The following is a 21,483-nucleotide window of genomic DNA, read 5'->3' as shown; positions in this document are numbered from 1 at the left end:
CCTGTTCAGGCCTAGCAACCCATCCGACAAGGAATAACAGACCAACGCAAACACCAACGTTATTGCATAGTCAATTGCATTTTACTATCCAAAGTTTATCAATTCTTGTCGTAAAACATCGACTCAGCTTTTCTCGACGCATCCACCAATCAGCCTTGGCAGGCACGCTCCCAGTCCGAAGCGTTCCCCTGCCCCAGCGCTGATTGATCTCGTCCAAAACCCCCATGACCTTTTCTGCAGTAACTGGCTGGGACTGGGCGAACAGGTCATCGGTGAATTCACCCGGCTGCCGCAGATCCATCAGCAAAACCTCAGCCTTACTGTATTTGAAGCCAGGCCGAAACAGACGGTTGACCGCCTCCACCGCCGCCTTGGTCAGCAGCCGCACATCGTTGGTCGGATATGGCAGTTCAACCAGCGCGCCATTGGCGTACTTCGCTTCCTCGGGGTTGAACATGCCCGTGCGGATGCTTACGCGGATTTTCTTGCACAGTGAACTCTGCGCGCGCAGCTTTTCGGCTGCCCTTTCCACATAGGTGGCCACCGCTTCCTTGATCGGCTCGATGGCGGTCAGGCGTTTGCCGAACATGCGGCTACTGCAGATCTCTTGCTTGGCTGGCTCGGCCTCGGTGAGCTCCAGGCACGAGGTGCCAGTGAGCTCACGCGCGATTTTCTCGATCACTACGCTGAATTTCTGTCGAAGCGTCCAAGGATCCGCCTGGGCCAGATCCATCGCGGTTTTGATGTTCATGGTCTCGAGGTGAGCTTTCATCCGGCGCCCGACGCCCCAAACTTCACCGACATCGGTGTTACGCAGCACCCAATCCCTTTTAACGGGATCGCAGATATCCACCACACCGCCGGTATGCGCTTGCAGACGCTTGGCTGTGTGGTTGGCGAGTTTGGCCAAGGTTTTGGTTGGTGCGATACCTACGCCAACAGGGATACCCGTTCTTTTATAGACTGCCGCTCGAATGGTGCGGCCGAAGGTGGTCAGATCACCCGGCATGCCGCTGAGATCGGCGAAGGCTTCGTCGATGCTGTACACCTCGACGGCGGGAACCATGGACTCGATGATCGTCATCACCCGCTCGCTCATGTCGCCATACAACGCGTAGTTGCTGCTGAACACCTGAACGCCGTGTTGGTGCAACACGTCTTTGATTTGAAAGTACGGGGCGCCCATTTTTACGAAGGGTTTCGCGTCATAGCTGCGGGCGATGACGCAACCATCGTTGTTGCTCAAAACAACGATCGGAGTCTTGGCAAGGTCAGGGCGAAAGACCCGCTCACAGCTCGCGTAGAAGCTGTTGCAGTCAATGAGTGCGAAGACCTGATCACGACCGGCCATGGTCACGCACGCTGAAGGTCACTACGCCCCAAATCATCAGCTCATCACCCTCCATTACGTAGCGCGGCGGGTATTTGCTATTGGCCGATAGCAGCATGACAACGTTGTCACGACGGTGAAGGCGTTTGCAGATGGGTTCGGCATTGAGACCGGCGATGACAATGTCGCCATGCTCGGCATTGAGGCTGCGATTGACGATGACCAGATCGCCGCAAAATATCCCAGCGCCCTGCATGCTGTCGCCCTCGATCTTGGCCAGGTAGACGTGCGGCGCTCGGATATCGAACAGCTCGTCCAGGGAGATATGCTTTTCGATGTGGTCGGCGGCTGGGGACGGAAAACCTGCCGGTATACGGAAAGAGTAAAGCGGGAGCGTTTCGCCGCCCGCCGAGAGCGGGCCAAGGATGGTGACACTCATGATTCGAACCTGGATGAGAAATGGACTGTAGAAGCAAAGCGACTGTTCATCGCCTACTCATCACTATTGACGTCGAGCATCCATTCCACTGCGAAGGCCAGCGCTCCATCGGCCAGCTCAAGCAAATCACACAGGTCGTCGCTATCAATCACCTTGTTTGTGTACAGCGCACGGGCTCCGATCAGCAGTGCTTTGTGGTGAGCGCCTGGTCGAGCGAAAAGCGCAGATCTGTCGGCGAGCATCGCCTGCCAGTGAGTCAGGTCTTTTGACGGTTTGGCAGATGTGACGGTGATTGAGGATTTCATTGATTAAGTTTCCCATGCGAACAATACTGTACGCATAACCAGTATATTCAGAGTCCCCGGATGATTCCTACAGAAGCCGACGAAATGCCCTACTGGCATCAGAGAACCAACTGATTGAATAATTATTTTTGACAGTTTCTTGGGGGCAATAAAAAACCCGCATCAGTCGAAACTGACACGGGTTCCCCCACACAAACGACCGTTACTTCAGGTCGTCAAAGTGGTCTCGCAGGAACTCGTAAAAGCGAAACGCTTTCAACAATCTCCATACGAGGCTCAACGTACGTAATAAAAGCTTCATACGTTTTGGCCTCCAAGGTTCGGGGCCAAACCTCCAGCACACTTACCGGATCACGCATACCTTCGGGAGTATACGCCAGCATACTCTCATGAGGTGGCCGGTTGGCGACCCTCCGAGCCATCATTCCGGCACGGGTGCAAAACCGTGTCAGAGGGGATGAAATCGGTATTAAACCGACCTAACCTCATTGCATCGCTGGCGTTTGAGCATCGGCATATTAACCTAGAATCACGAACTCGAAAGTAGGGAAAAGCCCTCCAGTGAGTTTTCTATGCGCAGGGAACCACCACTTTTGTAAACTGTTGTTTCTGTCAGAGTTGTTCAAGGAGCGCCGTCCAGTGTAAGGCACTTTTTTCGGGGCCCTCCCGTTCTATCGAGGAGAACAAAATGACGTTGCAAGCAGTGGCAAAGATTTATAAGATGGGTCCACGCCAGTGTACTCTCGTGAGATACACCGAGCGTTGGCCGCAAGCCGATGCTCAAAAAAAAACCGCCCCGCAAAGGCGGTTTTTTTTCGTCTGTCGTTTTGGCAAATCATCGCCCATAACTTCATACGCTTTACCCGTGATGGGGTAGAAATAACGTTGCAAGGATAGGTAGAGCTCAATACCATGACCTCCACGCCAGTGCTTCCGGTGAGACGCACTAAGCCTCAGCCGCAATCTGAGGCTTGCTGGAAAAACCGCCCCGCAAAGGTGGTTTTTTTTCGCCTGCCGTTTGAGCATCACTCCTGACAGTCGCTTTCCTAAACCAGCCCTTTATCCCCTTCATCGAGCCTACAGCAGCGCTAGTCATCAAATATTGGGTGGCTTCAGGTCGCAGTTGTAGGCAAAATCTGCGCGTTGCGTAAGGAAGTACGCAAATCGCGTTTTTCAGCCAGCATCGCCTTGTTGGCCTTTCTTTCGGCGGGATATTCTCAGGACGTCACTGCACATTCAGTGATCGGGCTTGGAAACCCGTCGAGTCACGCAACAGCGCCCTTCACAAGCGCCAGCGTATTTTTACGCTCGGAAGTTTGTATTTTATGGCGGCTGTGCGTGGGACGCCTTCGGGCGTGCCGGTCTCCTTGACTCCCGGTTTCCAACCTACGCATAGCTGCCACCCATTCGCTTGGAAACGAACGTGGCAGCTCCTCATGTCAAGGAGTTAGACCATCCGCACCGTTAACCCGCTTGAAAATCGGATCCACCCTCATAGATTCCTTTCAGTCTTCTGTCTGATCCCTTCCGCCAGTGGAGGTGACCAATGATCGAAGAAGTCGAAGAAAAAACCATCGGCCACACCCACTTCATTTATTGCGGTGAAATCCCGCTGTTCCAGATCAGCGCTGGCGTCCCTGTCAAGGAGGCGCTGGAACAGGCATCTGATCTATTGAGCCTGGCTAAAGCGCTCGCCGAAGACGCTGCCTTCATGAAAGAAACCGACCGGTACGCCTGGGCTTCGCACTTTCTGACGGAGATGGGCAAGGCGGTGATCGATGATGTGGTGAAAGCCGTTTCTCCCCGCCCCAAGAGAGTGATCCTTAAGGCTGCAACCTAGCGGCTACGGCACTCTGCATTTTTGGGATTCAGGGACGGCTGGGCGTACTGATTGTGGGCGCCCTCCACCGTTGCCTGACAAAAAACCCGACGCTGGGCCGGGTTCCTTTTTTGTTTATGCATTTCAATTGAATTGTTTACTTGATTGTCGTTTATGCCTGCGCGCTGGCACTCGTCAGCACGTCTACAAAGTGCTGAATGTACCCGCGATCTTGGTCAGACATCGCTCTGTAACGTGTAAGAAGATTCCGCTCTTCTTGATTTAACTCGGACATTTCGCTGTTCGGCTTTTCCATGCGGATGTTCTTTTTTTCATCTTGATCCAAATGCCCACTACTCCATTAAGTGCATTGCGGGCGCAACGTTACTCAGGAGCGCGGAAAATCAAAACTGAAATCCAACGTAACGAATTCTAAATCTCGACGAGTTATTTCCTGGCGCTGGCCGGATTGAAGCGTGCCGCTTGCTGGATAACGCACGCCTGCTGCAGGTCGCCCAATTTAAAAAGCACTGGGATGATGAGCGATTCAGCTCTATTCCTATTACCGAGCGACGCGCAGCCTTGTATGCGGCGATACCTGCGATGTCGGCGCAACAGTAGCTGATCACGGTATTGGCCTGCAGCATTTGGGCGAAGAATCGTCGGTGAACACCTTCACCACCGCGCTGCATGCCGATGTGTTGCAGCGCCTCGCCAGGGACTACGGGCTCAAGCGTCGCTTGAGCACCGACTATCTGCGAGGCGGCAAATGTCCGGCTTGTGGTCAAAAGGAGTTGTACGCCCGCTACTCCGAGCCGTGGCTGATCATTTGTGGTCGCGAGAGCAAGTGCGCTCAGCGCTGGCACCTCAAGGAGATTTACGAGGACCTGTTCAATGATTGGAGCAAGCGGGCCCCCTCCTCTGAGCAGTTTCCATCGGCGACGGCGCGGGCCTACCTTGAGTTTGCCCGGGGCTTTCGTCACGAGATCATCCAAGGCTGGTACACGCAGGAAACTTATTTTTCTGAGGACCTGAACGCCGGCAGCGCGACAGTGCGCTTCGCCCTAGAAAAAGGTGGCTACTGGGAACGCCTGATCGACCGGCCGCACCGGTTTGGCAAGATGAAGGCGCGGTTCAAGCCCGGCGACAGCCCGCGTGGGTACTGGTGGTGCCCGCCATGTGTAGAGCTGCTGGACGTCAAAGAGTTGTGGATTGTCGAGGGCATCTTTGACGCGATCGCTCTGGTGCATAACGGCATCGCGGCGGCAAACTGCCCAAGCTCATTTGGGCACTGGACAACGAACCCGGCGCGCACAAATACATCAAGCGCTGGGTGCGCCAGGCTCGCGCTCTGGGTTACGAGTGCGAAGCAGCGCAGATCCCGCAATCGGACAGCCGCAAGGTTGATTGGAACGATCTGCATCAGCGATGGGCGTTCATTGATGGCGAGAGCGAGCGTAGTGAGCAGATCGAAAAGGACCTGGCTAATGCTCGTTATCTCGGTTCCCTGCTGATTGCTGAAAGTGCGGCAGAGAAAGGCGTCCTGATATACGACTGGCGCGAACGTCATGAATTTCACTTCAGCTTCGACAGCCGTTTGTACTGGTTCAAGATGGACCTGGAGAAATTCAACAAGGCTATGCAGTCGCTGGAGACGTCCACCAGTCACGAAGACCAGCTACTCAGTGAAAAGCAGCGCCGTCAAAAAGCACTGCGCCAATGCGGCGGCGTAGTAGAAATCGCCAACTGCTACCCGCGGGCGCTGTACTTCCAGCGCAACGAAGTCACCGACGAATCCTGGTACTACTTCCGCGTCGATTTCCCGCACGACAGCGGCAGCGTGAAGAACACCTTCACCGGTGGCCAGGTCGCCGCCGCCAGCGAGTTCAAGAAACGTCTGCTGAGCATGGCCGCCGGCGCCGTGTTCACGGGTAGCGGCCAGCAGCTCGACAAGATCATGAAGGATCAGCTGTTCGGCCTGAAGACTATCGAGACCATCGACTTCATCGGCTACAGCAAACTGCACGGCTGCTATGTGTTTGGCGACCTCGCGGTACGTGGCGGCGTCGTCAGCGTGGTCAACAAGGAGGACTTTTTCGAGTTCGGCAAGTTGCGGCTGAAGACGCTGCAGAAGTCGATCGCCATGCACATCCAGCGCGACACTAAGGAGTACCGGACTGACTGGCTGCCGATGCTGTGGCTGTGCTTTGGCGCCAAGGGCATCGTCGCCCTGGCGTTCTGGTTTGGCTCGCTGTTCGCCGAGCAGATCCGCGCGCAGTACAAGTCCTTTCCGTTTCTTGAAGTCACCGGTGAAGCCGGCGCCGGCAAGACCACGCTGCTGACCTTCCTGTGGAAACTGCTGGGCCGTGAACATGAAGGTTTTGACCCGTCGAAATCGACCCGCGCCGGGCGGCAGCGCGCCATGGGTCAGGTCTCGAACATGCCGGTGGTGCTGATCGAGGGCGACCGAAACGAGCCGGATAAAGCGCACGCCAAGGGCTTCGACTGGGACGAACTCAAAGACTTCTACGGCGGCGGCACGCTCGGTACCAAGGGCATGAAGACCAGCGGTAACGAGACCTACGAACCGCCGTTCCGGGGTGCGATTGCGATCAGACAGAACGCCGATGTCAGCGCGTCCGAAGCGATCCTGACCCGGATTATCAAATCGCACTTTGCACGTCCGGAAGTCACCACCGAAAGCCGTGCAGCGGCTGACAACCTGAACCTGATCCCGGTTGAACAGTTGAGCCACTTTCTGCTGCTGGCTGTGCGTGCGGAAGCCCACGTGATGGCGAAATTTGCCGAACGTGTGGTGGTTCATGAACAGCATCTGCGCAAGCTCAAAGACATCCGTGTGGAACGGATCATCAAGAACCACAGCCAGTTGATGGCCTTGGTGGACTGCCTGCGCCTGATTTGCCCGCTCGAGGACAACCACGTCGCCACGACGCAGCAGGCGCTGATGGCCATGGCATTCGAACGGCAAGCAGCGATCAGTGCGGATCACCCGCTAGTTGCCGAATTCTGGGAAGTCTACGAATACCTCGAAAGCCTGGGCGAAGGCCCGCAGGTCAACCACAGCACCGACCCAAAACTCATCGCAATCAACCTCAACGAATTCGCCGAAAAGGCCAGCGAGCATCGGCAAAACCTTGCGGATCTCAAGACGTTGCGCGGGCTGCTGGTGAACAGCCGCAGCCACAAATGGCTAGAGACCAACAAGGCGATTTACAGCGCGGTGCGTGCGTCGCAGGCCGTCATCAATGGCACGCAAAAAAGGAGCACCACGGTGCGCTGCTGGATTTTCCAGCGAGCGTAACGACCTGCAATTGAAGGATCACCCGGCGCCGTAGTGCCGGGATGTGTAAAGGAGAAATACGATGCAGATAGCGGTTCTAGAGCCCTTGGATGTGTCCTGCTTTGTTGGGCGAAATCTCAGCTTACAGGTTGGACGTTTCGGCTTTGGTCGGGGGACGTTATGAAGAAAAGGAAAGCTTTCCCCTGGTGTCTGGATTTGAACGGGGTTTGCGACCAATGCGGGAGGTCGCGGGCGCATGGGAATCATCGCAAATGCAGCAAGGCGCGGCAGGTGGCTGCGGATCGGCTTCAGGCTGAGGAGGCTCGGAGCGGGGTTAAAAAGCCGCGAAAAAGAAGTGCGGGGTTGTTTTGGTTGTTGAGGCAGGAGTGAGGTTGCAAAAGCAGTGGAAGGCTCAGGACTAGGCCTTTCCTTTTTCCAACACAGCACAGGAGGTGCATATGGCAGACGGTGTAGAGGCCCGCGGAAACTCAGTGCGGGTTTACTTTCGCTTCAATGGCGAGTTGTGCCGGGAGCGCATTCCCGGCGGCAATACTGCGGCCAACCGGGAGCACGCGGCGCACCTGGTGAACATCATCGAATACGAAATCCAGGCCGGGACTTTCGATTACAGCCGGCACTTCCCCAACTCGGGCAAGCTGGCTGAGAACACGTTCGGCCACTATCTGGATCTCTGGTTGAAGATCAAAAGTAACAGCGTTGCTGCGACCTCCTATCGAGGGTTCGCCAACAAGGCCGAGGTACATGTCCGGCCGCGCTGGGGTAAATCGCAGATCGATCAGATCTATCACTTGGACTTGCAGGAGTGGATCCAGGACACGCTGTCGAAGCGGCTCAAAAACAAGACCATTCGCGACATCATCTGCAATGTGCGGCAGGTGTTTCGGCTGTATCGAACTCGAAAAAAGTGGCGCACGACCCTACTGAGGGTCTGTTCGTGCGGTTGACGGATCCTGAAGCACCGGATCCATTCACCAGGGCGGAAATCAAGCAGATCCTCGAAACGCCCACGAAGCGGATTCAGGAGGTGCTGATGGTGCAATTCATGATTTGGGCGGGGCCTCGGGTTTCAGAGACGATTGCGCTGGCTTGGGAGGATGTCGATCTGGAGCAAGGGACGGTGACGTTTCGGCGGTCGAAGGTGCGCGGAGCATATCGGGTGACGAAGACGCGCCGGTCGACGCGGAAGGTGCGGTTACTAGCACCGGCGTGGGACGCGTTGCGCCGGATTGATGCGATCAACCAGGTCAAGAAGGCGGAAACGGTCGAGATTGTGGAGCGGGATAACAAGACTGTTCGTAAGCACACACTGCGGTTTGTGTTTCTGAACAGTAAAAGCGGGTTGCCGCATGTGAGTGATTTTGTGGTGCGGGATCGGTTTTTTAAGGCGCACTTACTTGCGGCTGGGGTGCGGTATCGGGGGCCTGGGCAATGTCGGCATACGTATGCGAGTCAGTTACTGACGACTGGGGTGGCTTCGATTGATTGGATTGCGGAGCAGATGGGGCATACGAATGGGAATATGATTCGGCAGCATTATGGGACTTGGATTAATGAGGATGGGCCGGATGTTATTAGCATGCTACAGCACGCGTTAGACCTATAAACCAATCTTTATAAAAGCTAGTTACCCCACCGCCACTTGAATCAAGTCAACCCCCATGCCGCGCAAAGCGCGGCATTTTGCTCTATAAAAAGTACACATGCTAAATGGTGCCACACCGATTGAACTGACGGTGCAGTACATCAACTACGACCATGCGCTGCTGGATCAACTCTTGCGCCCGCCCTTGCCAAGCAATTTTATTTTTAGACATCTCAGATTGAAAGTATTGATGCCATTCGTCAGCTTTCTGCATGACGACAGAGTGGCCTCTCAACTTTCCTGCAAGCTTATCCTGAATCATATGACTCATCGTGAAGCGTTTACCTTCAGGTGTTTTTAGGGTTTCTATACAGTCCAGAATGAAACTTTCAAGATCAATTTCCCCCTGCGATACAGCTTCAAAAATATGCTCTACCGCGTCAATAGTGACAAACAGTATATTACTGAACGGCACCGGGATGCGCCCATATTTAACTTCCATCCTGGTTCCCAAATCAGGATCAATAAAATTAGCTACATCATCTGCCGATGCAAACCAGAAATCTTCATGAGTGATCACAACGCACGCAAAGTCTGAGAACGCGTACTCCTTGGTTAGGTGCAATCTGTGAACACTCTCTTGGCACTGCTCAATACCTTTGATAAAGCTACCTTTTAGGTGAGCACGAAGAATCTCAGGATCAAATACAGATGAGACTATATCGCCTGGCTCAATGGCTTTTGACTCAAAAAGGATATTCAAAGCGCCGGGAACCAAAAAATCAGCCATCTTCCCACCTACCACATTGCTATTCCTGCAACACTGATTGAGCTCATTCTCCGAAAAATAAGTAATAGACGACGCAGAAAAAACAGACCCTACATACTTTTCCATAGTCGGACCAAAATAGTTTTTGAAATCCCAGTCTGGAATTTTCTTCAAAAGATCGGGAACCATCATGCCCGCGGATCTAGAGAACAACTTAGCATTGTAAATAAACAGATTGTCACCATCCAGCAGCACTGGCTTTTTTCTAAGCGGGGTAGTCTGAAAATATTCACTTTGCTGATGCAAATCACCTTTAACGCCATGCGCTTTAAAAAACTCTGGCAGATCCTGGCTGCGTACAGAAACCAATAAAAAATAGCAAATAATACTTTTCAATGGAATCGTTGGCGTAAGAAAGAAAATCATTTCATACAAATTTATACCAACAATCCCTTTTGCATTATCTGCAACAACAATATCCAGATAGAGACTAATTAGATAAAATTCTTTCAACGGCACTCCATACGACGTTTCAAATATCTTCGCATATGGAGCATCCTCATGAAAATACCATATCATTTGGCGCGTCATAACTCTAATATCTGAAACCACATCTCCCTGATACCAAGCCTGCTGAAGAATCATCGGGCGTAGCATCAAATGAACTTCACCAAGCTCTATTGGACAGGCCAAATGCTGCATATGGAATAGCTTGTTTGCGAGCCCCCCAAATTCCCCCGTAGCCATATCGCGAACTCCCTCTCCACTTTCTTGCATACCTAGCTTTAGCAAAAAAAGGCAAATCCAAGGCATTCCGCTAGCAGGTTTTTCAAGTGTTTGCGACCAATGAAGATGATCTAGAACTTGTTGAAGAAATGAATCAGCTCGGTACACGCTCAACTCGTGCCTGAGTTTGGTTATTTCTACATCATATTTTTCAGCGGTCATGTGCTTCATCCTTTAAAGCAGCGGAGGGAACATCTTCTACTGGTGAGAGGGGTGAAACGAAAGCGATCCAATCTGCTTTCTGCCACTACGGCGCATGTCAGATCCACAGTGGAGAGAAACGGCATATCAACCAATCATCCGATCACCGCGCTGACTGAGACAAGTGCTGTGTCAACAATCATCCCAATTCCCAAAGTGTTCCCATATCACCATTTTTCAGACGCCAAAAACCACAAACCCCCGACTTTCTCTAGGAAAATCAGGGGTTTGCGTTTACTGAATGTGGCGGTGAAGGAGAGATTCGAACTCTCGATACAGTTTCCTGTATACACACTTTCCAGGCGTGCTCCTTAAGCCACTCGGACACTTCACCGTATCTCTTCAAACATGTTCTGTCTGTCGAGGCGCGCTAATGTAGTCGAAAGCTTTTCTGATGGCAAACTTTTTTTCAGAATTTTCATGCGGTTAAGACAAAAAGGCGTTTCGCCCCACCTTGGGCGATGGCAAACCGGCCAATCTCTGGTGACGGCCGCCCTTCTATATAGAAGCAGAACGTTGTGCTACGCCGGGCGCAGCCGGAAACGGTGACCGGCGAGTCAGTCACAGTGCTTTACCTGGCCTACGGCGGTGGGTAACGTCTGCCCATCTTTCTTACAAGGAATAGCGTCATGAGTGAGTTGATTGCCTACCACCTCGAAGACGGTATCGCGACCCTGACCTTGAACAACGGCAAGGTCAATGCCATTTCCCCGGACGTGATTGCGGCGTTCAACGCGGCGCTGGATCAGGCGAAGACTGATCGTGCCATCGTGATCATTACCGGTCAGCCGGGGATTCTGTCTGGCGGCTATGACTTGAAGGTGATGACCGCCGGGCCTAAAGAAGCCGTGGCGCTGGTGACTGCGGGTTCGACCCTCGCCCGTCGCCTGCTGTCCCACCCGTTTCCGGTGATCGTTGCCTGCCCAGGCCACGCCGTGGCCAAAGGTGCATTCCTGCTGCTGTCCGCCGACTACCGCATCGGTGTCGACGGCCCGTTCAGCATCGGTCTGAACGAAGTGCAGATCGGCATGACCATGCACCACGCCGGCATCGAGCTGGCGCGTGATCGCCTGCGCCGCTCGGCGTTCCACCGTTCGGTGATCAATGGCGAGATGTTTGATCCGAAAAGCGCGGTGGATGCCGGTTTCCTCGACAAGGTGGTGGCTGCCGAAGAGCTGCAAGGCGCAGCCCTGGCAGCGGCGCGTCAGTTGAAGAAGATCAACATGAACGCGCACAAGAACACCAAGCTCAAAGTGCGTAAGGCGCTGCTCGAAGCCCTCGACAACGCGATCATCCAGGATCAGGAACATCTGGGCTAAGCCCGCGCTTCCCGAGCCAAAGAAAAGCCCGACCGTCGTGTCGGGCTTTTTCTTGTGTATTGGTTGATCGAGCGTCGACTGCTCTAGGACGGGTCTGACAATCAACTCGGAAACATGCGCTTAAACATCGTCTATCTCCGGACTCTATAGCGGCAATTGCCGAAAACAGTGCACATCCGTACACTGCGCCCCCTTTTGTCCCGGTGGGGCCTGAAAATGCTGTTTGTGTTTCGTATGTTATTGATGGGCCTGCACTTTATTCTGGCCGGCGTGTTGGGGGTGATCCTCGGGCTGTGCCGGCCGTTCAATCCGGACAATAGCCGACTGTGCGCCCGCCTCTACGCGCTTCCGGCCATGTGCATTCTGCGCTTGCGGGTAAAAGCCGACGTCGGCCCGTTGATGAACAAGCCAGACAGTTGCGTGATTGTCGCCAACCATCAGTCCAACTACGACCTGTTCGTGTTCGGCAACGTGGTGCCTCGGCGTACCGTATGCATCGGCAAGAAGAGCCTGAAATGGGTGCCGCTGTTCGGGCAACTGTTCTGGCTCGCGGGCAACGTGTTGATCGATCGCGGGAACGCGCACAAGGCGCGCAAGTCGATGCTCACCACCACCCACACCTTGCAGCACGAAGACACGTCGATCTGGGTATTCCCGGAAGGCACGCGCAACCTCGGTGAAGAACTGCTGCCGTTCAAGAAAGGCGCGTTCCAGATGGCGATCGCCGCCGGTGTGCCGATCGTGCCGGTGTGCGTCAGCAGCTACATCAAGCACATGCGCCTGAACCGCTGGCGCAGCGGGAAAATTCTCATACGCTCGCTGCCGGCGATTCCTACAGCCGGGCTGACCATGGATGACATGCCCATGCTCATGTCCCAGTGCCGCGAGCAGATGCGCGAATGCATCGCCGCGATGGATCAGCAGCTGCAGGCTGCGTAAAAAACCCGCCTTGTGCGGGTTTTCTTTTGCCGGGTGAACTGTACAGATTTCACTGACTCTCAAGCAGCGACACAGCTAAGCTGAAGCCTTGTATTCCCTGCCATCTGCCAAGAAGAAGTGAACCACTACCATGGGTCGAGTTGTTGCTGCTGCGGTTTACAGCGCCGGTAAGAAAGTCACTAATATCACGCTTGACGAAGGTGCCGCCTGGGCCGCAAAAACCGGACATTTTGTCTGGATCGGCCTGGAAGAGCCGGACGCTCAGGAGCTGGCCAATCTGCAGCGCCAGTTCAACCTGCACGAACTGGCCATTGAAGACGCCCTGGAAAAACACAGCCGGCCGAAGCTGGAAACCTTTGGTGACGCCTTGTTTATCGTCACCTACTCGCCGATCCGCGAACATGGAATCTTGCAGTTCATCGAAACGCACATCTTCGCCGGCAAGGGCTACATCATCACCGCCCGCAACGGTCACTCGGCGTCCTACGCGCATGTCCGCCAACGCTGTGAGGCGCGGCCGCTGTTGCTCGAGCATGGGGAAGACTTCGTGCTCTATGCACTGCTGGATTTCGTCATCGAAAACTACCAGCCGGTGGGCGAAGCGATTCATGCCGAGATCGATGAACTGGAGCGCAACGTGCTGTGCAGTGCGTTGAACGAGCATGACATTCAGAAACTCCACGGTCTGCGCCGCGACGTGTTGCGCCTGCGCCGCTATGCAGCGCCGATGGTGGAGATTGGCGAGGAGCTGCAGAAGCTGAGCTTCCCGTTCATCGACAAGAACATGCGCCCGTACTTCCGCGATGTGCAGATTCACGTCACGCGGCAGATGGAAGACCTGACCACGCTGGCGGACATCGCCAGCCAGACCATCGAGGTCGGTGTGTTGCTGGAAGCGTCGCGGCAGAGTGTGGTGCAACGCAAGTTTGCCGCGTGGGCGGCGATTCTGGCATTCCCGACGGCGGTGGCGGGGATTTACGGGATGAACTTCCAGAACATGCCGGAGCTGAGCTGGCACTACGGCTATTTCGCTGTGTTGGGGTTTATTACGGTGGGGTGTGTGAGTTTGTGGGCGAGTTTCAAGAGGTCGGGGTGGTTGTAGGGAAGCAAAAGCAAAAGATCGCAGCCTGCGGCAGCTCCTACAGGGTGTAACCACCCCGATGTAGGAACTGCCGCAGGCTGCGATCTTTTGATCTGCTATCAAGCAGCTTCTGGCTTGTGCGCCACAAACCGCATCATCCACTCTGCCACCGTGGTGCCATGGTGCTCCTGCTCCAGGCTGGCCACGCCTTTCGAGTAGATCTGCGAACCCAGCGCGTCCTGGCGCAGATCCAGCAGCGCCCGCGAATAGTCGTGAATGAATTCCGGGTGGCCCTGGAAGCACAGCACCTGATCGTTGATGTGGTATGCAGCAAATGGGCAGAAATCGCTGGAAGCGATGACCGTGGCGTTTTCCGGCAGTGCCGTGACCTGATCCTGGTGGCTGATCAGCAGCGTCAGCTCTTCTCGCACCGGGCTCATCCACGGCGCCTTGGCCGCCAGTTTGTAGTTGTGGGTGCCGACGCCCCAGCCTTGGCTGGCGCGCTCGCTCTTGCCACCGAGCAACAGCGCCAGCAATTGATGGCCGAAGCACACGCCGAGCAGCTTGTCGCCGCGCTCGTAGCGGGTCAGCAGGTATTGCTTGAGGGTCTGGATCCACGGGTCGGTGCCGAACGAATCGGCCTTGCTGCCGGTGATCAGGTACGCATCGAAGGTCAGGTCGTCGCTCGGGTATTCGCCCTGCATCACGTTGTACACGGTGAACTCGGCGGCAATCGGTTGCTGCGAGAACAGGCGCTGAAACATCTGCCCGTAACCCTGATATTGATCGACCAGTTCCGGACGCAGGATGTCGGTTTCCAGAATGCAGATGCGTAGCGACATAAAAAATACCTGACACGTGATGGGAATAATGAACACCCCAGAGCCTGCCTTGAAACACCCCGGCAAGGCAAGCCCCGCAGCGTTCACCCGATCACTTAAAACAGCTCGCCTCTCGCAGCTTTTTCCAGCAACAGGGCCGGTGGCGCAAAGCGCTCGCCGTACTGCTCGGCCAGATACTGCGCGCGTGCGACGAAGTCCTGTACCCCGTACTGATTAATGAACTGCAAGGCGCCGCCGGTCCAAGGCGCAAATCCGATGCCGAAGATCGAGCCGACGTTGGCATCCGCTGTCGAGGTGAGCACGCCCTCCTCCACGCAGCGCACGGTTTCCAGGGCTTGCACGAACAGCAGACGATCACGCACATCCTTCGGCGAAATCTGCCCGTCGGCCTTCTCGAAGCGCGTCTTCAACTCCGGCCACAGATGTTTCTGACCACCCGCCGGGTAATCGTAGAAACCACCGCCAGCGGCTTTGCCCGGGCGCTTGAATTCGTTGAGCAGCAAGTCAATCACGGCGAAGGCCGGGTGTTCTATCAGCGGTTTCCCTTCCGCTTGCAGGTCCTTGGTCGTTTGCTGACGGATATGGCTCATCAGGCTGAGGGAAACTTCGTCGGAGATCGCCAGCGGCCCGACCGGCATCCCGGCCTTGCGCGCTTCGGTCTCGATCATCGGCGCGCTCACGCCCTCGCCGAGCATGGCGATGCCTTCATTGGTGAAGGTGCCAAACACCCGCGAGGTAAAGAAGCCGCGACTGTCATTGACCACGATCGGGGTTTTCTTGATTTGCAGGACGAAGTCGAAACCGCGCGCCAGGGTTTCAGCACTGGTCTGCGCACCTTTGATGATTTCCACCAGCGGCATTTTGTCCACCGGGCTGAAGAAGTGCAGACCGATGAACTTACCCTGATCGGGTACTGCGGTCGCCAGCCCGGTGATCGGCAAGGTCGAAGTGTTGGAGGCCATCACCGCGTCAGCACCGACAATCTTTTGCGCTGCCGACGAGACCTTGGCCTTGAGTTCGCGATCCTCGAACACCGCCTCGATGATCAGATCACAACCCGCCAGATCCGCATCATTTTCAGTGATGTGAATCCGCGCCAGCAACGCTTCGCGCTTTTCGGCCGTCATCTGGCCACGGGCGACTTTCTTGTCCAGCAGCGCCGCCGAATGGGCCTTGCCCTTCTCGGCCGCCGCCAGGTTGATGTCCTTGAGCACCACATCGATACCAGCCGAGGCACTGACGAAGGCGATCCCGGCGCCCATCATGCCCGCACCGAGCACACCGACCTTGCGCGTGACATATGGCGCAAAACCCTGCGGCCGCGAACTGCCGGCGTTGATCTCGTTGAGCTGGAACCAGAAGGTGCCGATCAGGTTTTTCGAGATCTGCCCGGTGGTCAGTTCGGTGAAATAGCGGGTTTCGATCAGGTGCGCGGTGTCGAAATCAACCTGCGCGCCTTCCACCGCCGCACACAGAATCTTCTCTGGCGCCGGCAGCGTGCCCTGAGTCTTGCTGCGCAGGATCGACGGCGCTATCGCCAGCATCTGCGCGACTTTCGGATTCGACGGTGTGCCGCCGGGGATCTGATAGCCCTTCACGTCCCAACGCTGTACCGCGCTCGGGTTGGCGACAATCCAGGCGCGCGCCTTGGCCAGCAACTCGTCACGATCCGCCGCCAGTTCATCGATCAGACCGGCCTGCAATGCCTGTTGCGGGCGCACCTTTTTGCCTTCGAGCAAGTACGGCAAGGCTTTTTCGATGCCGAGCATACGCACCATGCGCACCACCCCGCCACCGCCCGGCAGCAGGCCCAGCGTCACTTCAGGCAGACCGAGTTGCACCGCCGCATCGTCCAGCGCCACCCGGTGATGGCAGGCCAGACAGATTTCCCAGCCACCGCCGAGCGCGGCGCCGTTGATCGCCGCGACCACCGGTTTGCCGAGGGTTTCCAGAGTGCGCAATTGCGCTTTGAGGCTCAGCACCATGTCATAGAACGCTTTGGCCTCGGGTTTGCCGACCTTGATCAGCTCATTGAGGTCGCCGCCGGCAAAGAAGGTTTTCTTCGCCGAGGTGATGATCACACCGGCGATACGGTCTTTTTCCGCCACCAGCCGCGCAACGCAGGCGCCCATGGCATCGCGGTACACGGCGTTCATGGTGTTGGCGCTCTGGCCCGGCATGTCGATGGTCAGCACGACGATGGCGTCCTGGCCTTTTTCGTAACGAATGGCTTCGCTCATAACAAGGTTTCCTTGAATTCGGGGCTCAGAGGCGTTCGATGATGGTGGCAATGCCCATGCCGCCGCCGACGCACAGCGTCGCCAGGCCGTAGCGCAGGCGCCGGGTTTCCAGTTCATCGAGCAAAGTGCCGAGGATCGCGCAACCGGTGGCGCCCAGCGGATGGCCCATGGCGATCGAGCCGCCGTTGACGTTGACCTTGTCCGGGTCCACCGCCATGTCCTTGATGAACTTGAGCACCACCGAGGCAAATGCCTCATTGACCTCGAACAGGTCGATGTCTTCCACGCGCAAACCCGCCTTGGCCAAGGCCTTGCGGGTGGCCGGTGCGGGGCCGGTGAGCATGATGGTCGGGTCAGTGCTGGTGACCGCCGTGGCGACGATCCGGGCCCGTGGTTGCAGGCCGAGCGCACGACCCTTGGCTTCGGAGCCGATCAACATCAGCGCCGCACCGTCAACGATCCCGGAGCTGTTGCCCGGCGTATGCACGTGGTTGATCCGCTCGACGTGGCTGTAAACCCGCAGCGCGGTGGCATCAAACCCCATCTGGCCGATCATTTCGAAACTTGGCTTGAGTTTGCCGAGGCCTTCCATCGTCGACTCGGCGCGAATGAATTCGTCGTGATCGAGCAGGATGATGCCGTTCTGATCCTGCACCGGCACCAGCGACTTGTTGAACGAACCGTCAGCCCGCGCCCGTGCGGCTTTTTGCTGCGAGTGCAACGCGTAGGCATCGACATCCTCACGGCTGAAGCCCTCAAGGGTGGCGATCAGGTCCGCACCAACGCCCTGTGGGGTGAAGTGGCTGTGCAGATTGGTTTGCGGATCCAGTGCCCAGGCGCCGCCGTCACTGCCCATCGGCACCCGCGACATCGACTCGACGCCACCGACCACTACCAGATCCTCGAAGCCCGAGCGCACTTTCATCGCGCCGAGGTTGACCGCTTCCAGACCCGAGGCGCAAAAACGGTTGATCTGCACGCCGGCCACGCTAACGTCCCAATCCGCCACCTGCACCGCAGTCTTGGCAATGTCCGAGCCCTGATCGCCAATCGGCGTGACGCAGCCGAGCACCACGTCATCGACCTGACTGGTGTCCAGCGCGGTACGGCTTTGCAGTGCGGTCAGCAATCCGGCGACCAGATTCACCGGTTTGACACTGTGCAGCGCGCCATCGGCCTTGCCTTTGCCGCGGGGCGTGCGTAACGCATCGAAAATCAAAGCTTGGGTCATGACGTCCTCGAACCTGTGCGGTGAGTGAATTTCGTAGTGTCACTGTTGTCCCGAGCGCGCATGGATTCAATGACCACAGCGCTCAATGACGTTGACGTGCACGCTCAGACGGACGGTCATCCATCCTCAGGTGAACCGGTTCAGGTCAGCGAGTTGTCTAGCAAGCGGGCGGCGAAGAAGCTGGCAATGAGCCTCATGCCGTTTTTATCGCAAACGGCAGCAAATACATATGAAATGGATCTAAGCCAAGCGTGACGCGGGCTCTAAGGTAGTAAATGTACGTCAGGGTCGTCGGGTTTTGCCGGGGCCGACGTTTTTCAACAGGAAGTGCAGCGTTTGCCGTCATGGATATGCAGGCAGACATCAGGAAATAACAATAAAGGCGGTCAAGCCATGTTCAAACAACCGAAAGTTCGTCAAGCAGGACTCATTCTTTTCGCCACCACGCTGCTGTTGATTTTGCCCAATCTGACCAAGGTGATTGGCTGACTCAAGCGGCAGGCATCCGCTATCGCCAGACAAAATGTGACTGGCCCGCTACCCGGGCCAGCGTGGCTGTGCGAACCTTTGCGCACTTCCACGACAGGGACGGCGATCATTTGAAAACGCTCATTGTGTTCTGGGCCTTGCTGCTGAGCATGCCCTTGTGTGCGGCGCAGCTCACGCTGGAGCTGGGCGCGAACAGTCGCACCTGGCAGACCGAAGAGTTGCTCAAGCATCCGCAAGCACAAACTCTGACCATCAAGAACGATGTGTCCTACAAGAAAGACATGACGTATCGAGCCGTGCCCGTGGCGGCGCTGCTCACCGGGATCAAACCGGCCGATCACCTGCAAGCGGTGGCGCTGGACGGGTTTGCCGCCGAACTGGCCGCTGCGCCGTTGCTCAACAGCAAAGTCGCGCAGGCCTGGCTGGCGATCGAGGACCCGACGCAGCCGTGGCCGCCGCTGTCCGAGGGTAAACACAGCGCCGGGCCGTTCTATCTGGTGTGGACTGACCCGCAAGCCGGCAACATCAGCCCTGAGCAATGGCCGTTCCAAGTGGCGAGCATCAAGCGCATGGCGCCGGTGGCCGAGCGCTTCCCGGCGCTGTTGCCGGATCCCAAGCTGAAAGCGGATGACCCGGTGAATCAGGGTTTTGCGCTGTTCCAGAAGAACTGCCTGGCCTGCCACCGGTTGAACGGTGCGGGGGATGCGCAGTTCGGGCCGGATCTGAATATTCCGTACAACCCGACCGAGTATTTCGGCGCGGATTTTCTCAAGCGCTACATTCGCGATCCGCAGAGTTTGCGCCAGTGGCCTCAGGCGAAGATGCCGGGGTTTTCGGCAGAGGTGTTGCCGGAGAGGGATTTGCAGTTGTTGATCGGCTATTTGCAACACATGGCTGGGCGCAAGGTTAAGCCCTGATGCAACTCCCCATGTGGGAGCGAGCCTGCTCGCGAAAGCGGAGTTTCAGACACCACATTGCTGACTGATAAACCGCTTTCGCGAGCAGGCTCGCTCCTACAGGGTTTTGTGTGAAGCAAATTACTGTTGTTGCACGGAGATAACCGGCGTCGGCGACACGAACACCTTCGCATGCATCTGCTCACAACCACCGCCCCGACGCATGCCGCGCACCGGGCAGGCATCCAGATAATCCAGGCCCACCGCCAGTTTCAGGTGCCTCTCCGGGCGGGCCAACTGGTTGGTCACATCAAAGCTGTACCAGGCGTCATCCAGCCACGCTTCGGCCCAGGCATGACTGGCCAGATGCTCGGCGTCCTCGCTGTACAGATAACCCGACACATAACGCGACGGAATCCCCAGGCTGCGTGCACAGGCGAGAAACGCATGGGTGTGATCCTGACAAACCCCGGCGCGCCCGGCAAAGGCTTCGGCGGCGCTGGTGTCGACTTCAGTCGAACCCGGCGTATAGCTGATGTGCTGGTTCAAACCGTGCATCAGGTCGATCAGCGCGGTGCGATCGCGCCGCTGCTTGCAGGATTTGTCGGCAAACGCCCGTAGCGCTTCGTCCGCCTCGGTCAGCCGGGTGAAGCGCAGAAACGGTAGCGCCGACTGGCTCTCATGCTCGGCCTCGCGCAATTCGTCGATATCGACCTGGCCACGGGCGCCGATGATGATCGCTTCGTGGGGCTCATCCATGGTCAGCACATGCAGGATATTGCCGAACGGATCGAGCTGGGCGCGCACCGGACGCGGCAGGTCGAGCTGCCAGCTCAACACGTGCTGACGCTCGCTGTCGTGCGGGGTCAGGCGCAGATACTGGATGCTCGCCCGCACCTGATCTTCATAGTGATAGGTGGTCTCGTGGCTAATGGAAAGTCTCATGCAGCCTCCAGGTATGAACTGTGAATCGCGTTGCCCAACTGGCGCACCAGCGGGATGAATTCGGTGAGCCAGGCGTGCAGGCCTTCGGCGAGGATTTCGTTGATGCCGGTGTAACGCAGACGCGCGTCCATCTCGGCGGCGAGGCGTTGTGCCGGACGGCCATTGGCGCCGGGCAACTGGGCGAGGATCTGGTCGATTTCCTCGGTGCAGGCGCGCAGCGAGCGCGGCACATCGGCGCGCAACAGCAGCAGCTCGGCGACATGCCGGGCGCCAGGGGCGTCGCGATAGATCTCGGTGTAGGCCTCGAACGATGACAGCGCTCGCAACAGTGCACTCCACTGGTAATAGGCGTGGGCCGTGCCGTCACTGACCGCTTCGGCCTGATCACCAGCCATTTCATAGCGCGCATCGAGCAGGCGCAGCGTGTTGTCCGCACGCTCGATGAACGTCCCCAGACGAATGAAGCGGAACGCATCGTTGCGCATGATCGTGCCGTAGGACGCGCCCCGGAACAGGTGCGAGCGCTCCTTGATCCACTCGCAGAAACGGCTCATGCCGTAACGACTCAGGCCCTGTTCGGCAATGCCGCGAATTTCCAGCCAGGTAGCGTTGATGTTCTCCCACATGTCCGCGGTGATGCGCCCGCGCACCGCATGCGCACTGGCCCGCGCCGCGCCGAGGCAGCTGTATATGCTCGCCGGGTTGGCCGCGTCCAGGGCGAAGAAGTGCAGCAGGCGTTCGGCATGCAGTTCGCCGTGACGCTCCAGGTAATCGTCGAGGGTGCCGGTGATCAACAGCGGCATCGCCAGTTCGTGCAAACCGTCGCCGCGACCATCCTGCGGCATCAGCGACAGCGAATAGCTGATATCGAGCATCCGTGCGAGGTTTTCCGCCCGCTCCAGGTAACGCGACATCCAGTACAGATCCGAGGCAGTTCTACTTAACATG

The 21,483-nt window shown here is 56.8% G+C and carries 16 protein-coding genes, 1 tRNA gene and 2 pseudogenes; 8 read left to right on the top strand and 11 right to left on the bottom strand.

Annotated elements, in window-relative coordinates; translation table 11 throughout:
• Window positions 1-70 precede the first annotated feature (70 nt).
• From M0808_RS26430 to M0808_RS26420, 3 genes are read right to left on the bottom strand one after another with little or no spacing between them, the layout of a single operon-like run.
• Entirely contained in the window at window positions 71-1,351 is a 1,281-nt protein-coding gene (locus M0808_RS26430; RefSeq protein ID WP_247843015.1) for a Y-family DNA polymerase, read from the bottom strand.
• Complete coding sequence (umuD, locus tag M0808_RS26425; RefSeq protein WP_247843014.1) at window positions 1,338-1,769, bottom strand: translesion error-prone DNA polymerase V autoproteolytic subunit; 432 nt, start codon at window positions 1,767-1,769, stop codon at window positions 1,338-1,340. Before umuD ends, M0808_RS26430 begins: the two co-directional genes overlap by 14 nt.
• A 53-nt stretch (window positions 1,770-1,822) precedes the next feature.
• On the bottom strand, window positions 1,823-2,074 hold the full coding sequence (locus M0808_RS26420) for a hypothetical protein (protein WP_182404520.1): 252 nt from the start codon (window positions 2,072-2,074) through the stop codon (window positions 1,823-1,825).
• 1,546 nt (window positions 2,075-3,620) lie between these two features.
• Between M0808_RS26420 and M0808_RS26415 the strand changes: the two genes are divergently transcribed.
• Window positions 3,621-3,914, top strand: coding sequence for a DUF3077 domain-containing protein (locus tag M0808_RS26415; RefSeq protein ID WP_247843013.1), 294 nt, complete (start codon window positions 3,621-3,623; stop codon window positions 3,912-3,914).
• A gap of 151 nt (window positions 3,915-4,065) precedes the next feature.
• Here the strand turns inward: M0808_RS26415 and M0808_RS26410 are convergent, their stop codons facing one another.
• Window positions 4,066-4,239: a hypothetical protein gene (locus M0808_RS26410; RefSeq protein ID WP_247843012.1), complete on the bottom strand. Its 174-nt coding sequence runs from the start codon at window positions 4,237-4,239 to the stop codon at window positions 4,066-4,068.
• A gap of 319 nt (window positions 4,240-4,558) precedes the next feature.
• Between M0808_RS26410 and M0808_RS26405 the strand changes: the two are divergent.
• Together M0808_RS26405 and M0808_RS26400 are read left to right on the top strand one after the other, a co-directional pair.
• Window positions 4,559-7,215: pseudogene (locus M0808_RS26405) on the top strand (bifunctional DNA primase/helicase).
• A 437-nt stretch (window positions 7,216-7,652) separates the two neighbouring features.
• Window positions 7,653-8,818, top strand: a pseudogene (locus M0808_RS26400) (DUF3596 domain-containing protein).
• 100 nt (window positions 8,819-8,918) lie between these two features.
• On the opposite strand, the gene M0808_RS26395 reads toward M0808_RS26400, so the two are convergent.
• Both M0808_RS26395 and M0808_RS26390 read right to left on the bottom strand, forming a co-directional pair.
• Window positions 8,919-10,514, bottom strand: coding sequence for a hypothetical protein (locus M0808_RS26395; protein WP_247843011.1), 1,596 nt, complete (start codon window positions 10,512-10,514; stop codon window positions 8,919-8,921).
• 283 nt (window positions 10,515-10,797) lie between these two features.
• Window positions 10,798-10,887 (bottom strand) — tRNA-Ser (locus M0808_RS26390).
• A gap of 295 nt (window positions 10,888-11,182) precedes the next feature.
• On the opposite strand from M0808_RS26390, the gene M0808_RS26385 reads away from it, so the two are divergent.
• From M0808_RS26385 to M0808_RS26375, 3 genes are all read left to right on the top strand, one after another.
• Window positions 11,183-11,872, top strand: coding sequence for a crotonase/enoyl-CoA hydratase family protein (locus tag M0808_RS26385; protein ID WP_064586733.1), 690 nt, complete (start codon window positions 11,183-11,185; stop codon window positions 11,870-11,872).
• A 216-nt stretch (window positions 11,873-12,088) separates the two neighbouring features.
• Complete coding sequence (locus M0808_RS26380; protein ID WP_047292972.1) at window positions 12,089-12,811, top strand: 1-acylglycerol-3-phosphate O-acyltransferase; 723 nt, start codon at window positions 12,089-12,091, stop codon at window positions 12,809-12,811.
• A gap of 130 nt (window positions 12,812-12,941) precedes the next feature.
• Window positions 12,942-13,913: a magnesium and cobalt transport protein CorA gene (locus M0808_RS26375; RefSeq protein ID WP_134785832.1), complete on the top strand. Its 972-nt coding sequence runs from the start codon at window positions 12,942-12,944 to the stop codon at window positions 13,911-13,913.
• A gap of 98 nt (window positions 13,914-14,011) precedes the next feature.
• Here the strand turns inward: M0808_RS26375 and M0808_RS26370 are convergent, their stop codons facing one another.
• The 3 genes from M0808_RS26370 to M0808_RS26360 form a co-directional block, all read right to left on the bottom strand.
• Window positions 14,012-14,734: an amidotransferase gene (locus M0808_RS26370; protein ID WP_027613315.1), complete on the bottom strand. Its 723-nt coding sequence runs from the start codon at window positions 14,732-14,734 to the stop codon at window positions 14,012-14,014.
• A 95-nt stretch (window positions 14,735-14,829) separates the two neighbouring features.
• Window positions 14,830-16,974: a 3-hydroxyacyl-CoA dehydrogenase NAD-binding domain-containing protein gene (locus M0808_RS26365; protein WP_247843010.1), complete on the bottom strand. Its 2,145-nt coding sequence runs from the start codon at window positions 16,972-16,974 to the stop codon at window positions 14,830-14,832.
• Window positions 16,975-16,999: 25 nt separating this feature from the next.
• Window positions 17,000-18,205, bottom strand: a complete 1,206-nt coding sequence (locus M0808_RS26360; RefSeq protein WP_027613317.1) for an acetyl-CoA C-acetyltransferase — start codon at window positions 18,203-18,205, stop codon at window positions 17,000-17,002.
• Between the two features lie 60 nt (window positions 18,206-18,265).
• On the opposite strand from M0808_RS26360, the gene M0808_RS26355 reads away from it, so the two are divergent.
• A complete protein-coding gene (locus M0808_RS26355; protein WP_096797007.1) occupies window positions 18,266-18,460 on the top strand; it encodes a hypothetical protein in 195 nt (64 codons plus the stop codon).
• A gap of 383 nt (window positions 18,461-18,843) precedes the next feature.
• Window positions 18,844-19,611 (top strand): cytochrome c, encoded by a 768-nt coding sequence (locus M0808_RS26350; protein ID WP_247843023.1) that lies wholly within the window; start codon window positions 18,844-18,846, stop codon window positions 19,609-19,611.
• A 120-nt stretch (window positions 19,612-19,731) separates the two neighbouring features.
• On the opposite strand, the gene M0808_RS26345 is transcribed toward M0808_RS26350, so the two are convergent.
• Together M0808_RS26345 and M0808_RS26340 are read right to left on the bottom strand one after the other, a co-directional pair.
• Window positions 19,732-20,535 carry a transglutaminase family protein gene (locus M0808_RS26345; protein WP_027613320.1) on the bottom strand — a complete coding sequence of 268 codons (804 nt, stop codon included), beginning with the start codon at window positions 20,533-20,535 and terminating at the stop codon, window positions 19,732-19,734.
• Window positions 20,532-21,482, bottom strand: coding sequence for an alpha-E domain-containing protein (locus M0808_RS26340; RefSeq protein ID WP_027613321.1), 951 nt, complete (start codon window positions 21,480-21,482; stop codon window positions 20,532-20,534). The genes M0808_RS26345 and M0808_RS26340 overlap by 4 nt, the downstream gene beginning before the upstream one ends.
• Window position 21,483 lies beyond the last annotated feature (1 nt).

The sequence above is a fragment of the Pseudomonas sp. MWU12-3103b genome (assembly GCF_023100615.1).
Classification (GTDB): domain Bacteria; phylum Pseudomonadota; class Gammaproteobacteria; order Pseudomonadales; family Pseudomonadaceae; genus Aquipseudomonas; species Aquipseudomonas putida_A.
The sequence above is the reverse complement of the archived record's forward strand: the minus strand, read 5'-3'. Positions and strand labels throughout refer to the sequence as shown.